We start from the raw sequence: 2,542 nt of genomic DNA, 5'->3' as shown, positions 1-2,542 counted from the left end.
ACACGCTGAGCGCCTGGGTCCAGGGCGGCTACGCCTACCTCGGCGCGAACAACACCGGGACCGGCTCCGGCAGCGTCTCCACCTGGACGCCCGACAGCGCCGCCTGGAAGCAGCTCACCACCACCTTCACCACCGGGGCGAGCACCACGTCCGTCGAGATCTACACCCACGGCTGGTACGGCACCTCCCCGTACTCCGTCGACGACGTCAGCGTCTTCGGCCCCGACGGGGGCGGCGGCCAGGACCCCGACCCGGTGGTCCCGTCCACCCCGGCCGGTCTCGCCGCGGGCACCGTCACCTCCTCCTCGGTCGACCTGCGCTGGGGCGCGGTCTCCGGCGCCACGGGCTACAAGGTGTACCGGGACGGCGGCAACCCGCAGACGGTGAGCGGCACTTCGGCCACGATCAGCGGACTCACGGCCGACACGGCGTACCAGTTCCAGGTCGCCGCGACGAACTCCGCGGGCGAGTCCGCGAAGTCCGGCGCCGTCTCGGCCAGGACCGCCAAGGTCACCGACCCGGGCCCCGGCCCGGCCGTGCCCAAGCACACCCTCACCGGCTACTGGCAGAACTTCAACAACGGCGCCACGGTCCAGAAGCTGCGGGACGTGCAGGCGCAGTACGACATCATCGCCGTCTCGTTCGCCGACTCGACGACCACGGCCGGCCAGATCGTCTTCAACCTCGACCCGGCCGTCGGCTACGCCTCGGTCGCCGACTTCAAGGCGGACATCGCCGCGAAGAAGGCCGCCGGCAAGTCCGTCATCATCTCGGTCGGCGGCGAGAAGGGGAACGTCACGATCAACAGTGACGCCTCCGCGACGGCCTTCGCGAACAGCGCGTACGCCCTCATGCAGGAGTACGGCTTCAGCGGCGTCGACATCGACCTCGAGCACGGCATCAACTCGACCTACCTGACCAAGGCACTGCGCCAGCTGTCCGCCAAGGCCGGTTCGTCGCTCGTCCTGACGATGGCCCCGCAGACCATCGACATGCAGAACACGGGCACGGAGTACTTCAAGACCGCGCTCGCCGTGAAGGACATCCTCACGGTCGTCAACATGCAGTACTACAACAGCGGTTCGATGCTCGGCTGCGACGGCAAGGTCTACAGCCAGGGCTCGGTGGACTTCCTCACCGCGCTCGCCTGCATCCAGATCCAGGGAGGTCTCTCCCCGTCGCAGGTCGGCCTGGGCGTCCCCGCCTCCACGCGGGGCGCGGGCAGCGGCTACGTCGACCCGCAGATCGTGAAGAACGCGCTCGACTGCCTGACCAAGCTCACGAGCTGCGGCACCTTCAAGCCGGCCCAGGCCTGGCCGACGCTGCGCGGCGCCATGACCTGGTCGACCAACTGGGACGCCACGGCCGGCAACGCCTGGTCGAACGCGGTGGGCCCGCACGTCCACAACCTGCCGTAACGCGACGATCCCGCACCACCCGCGGCGCCGCCGGTCTCCCGGCGGCGCCGCGTCGTCTCCTCAGCCGTCGGACCCTCGGGCCCCGTTCCGGTCATCGGCCGTCGGACGTCACCTGGGCAGGAACCGGACCAGGATCCGGTCCAGCCCGGTGACCCACTCCTCGACCCTGGCAGCCCGGCGGCCGTCGATCTCGCAGAGGTAGCTGGTGCCGTCGTAGAGGTCGACGGCGATCCGCAGCCACCGACCGCGCCGGGTCCGCTCGTACCGTACGGCTCCGATCTCGGGCCAGGTGAACTCCGCCTCCTCGTCGAGCAGCTGGAGGCAGATTCCGGCGCCGTCCACGACGATCCCGTACACATTGTCGGCGGCCACGAAATCCGGCACGGGCTGCGGCGGCGCGACAGGCGGCGGCGGGACGAAGAAGGTGGGGGTCGGCGGCCCGAACCCCGGCGGGACCGAGTCGTGCGGAGGCCGGGGTGCGTACGGCGACGGGACGGCGGCCTGCGGCGGCACCGGCGTCGACGGAACCACGGCCTGCGGCACCGGCGGCGACGGGACCACGGCCTGCGGCGGCGCCGGCGTCGACGGGACCACGGCCCGCGGCGGGCCGTACAACGGCGGGATCGCGTCCTGCGGCGGGCCGAACCCCGGCGGGGCCGGATGGCTCGGCGTCGCGGACGCGTCGACGACCGTCGGCGGCGGCACCGTCCCCGCGCCGTACCGCGCCCCCTCCCCCAGCACGTCCAGGATCTCCTCCGGCGTCGGCCGTCCGGCCGGGTCCTTCGAGAGGCAGCGGCCCACGAGCCCGCGCAGGGGCTCGGGTACGGAGGCGAGGTCCGGGTCCTCGTGGACCGCGCGGTACATGAGGCCCATCGGCGTCCCGTCCCCGAAGGGCCGCCCGCCCGCCGCGGCGACCAGCACCGCACCCAGCGCGAAGACGTCCGCCGCGCCCGTGACCTCCTCTCCGAGGGCCTGTTCGGGGGCGAGGTAGCCGGGAGTGCCGAAGGCGGAGCCGGTGGCGGTGAGCCGGGTCGACTCCAGCGCGCGGGCGATGCCGAAGTCGAGGACACGGGGCCCGTCGGGGGCCATGACGATGTTGCCGGGCTTGAGGTCGCGGTGGACGA

General features: G+C 72.4%; 2 protein-coding genes. One reads left to right on the top strand and one right to left on the bottom strand.

Annotated elements, in window-relative coordinates:
- The coding region (locus AOK00_RS29240) for a chitinase (RefSeq protein ID WP_055603243.1) at positions 1–1,418 on the top strand (1,418 nt) is incomplete at its 5' end.
- A 108-nt stretch (positions 1,419–1,526) separates the two neighbouring features.
- Here the strand turns inward: AOK00_RS29240 and AOK00_RS29235 are convergent.
- On the bottom strand, positions 1,527–2,542 hold a 1,016-nt coding region (locus AOK00_RS29235; protein ID WP_055603242.1), incomplete at its 5' end, for a serine/threonine protein kinase.

It is taken from the genome of Streptomyces aureus, assembly GCF_001418135.1.
GTDB classification, from domain to species: domain Bacteria; phylum Actinomycetota; class Actinomycetes; order Streptomycetales; family Streptomycetaceae; genus Streptomyces; species Streptomyces aureus_A.
The sequence above is the reverse complement of the archived record's forward strand: the minus strand, read 5'-3'. Positions and strand labels throughout refer to the sequence as shown.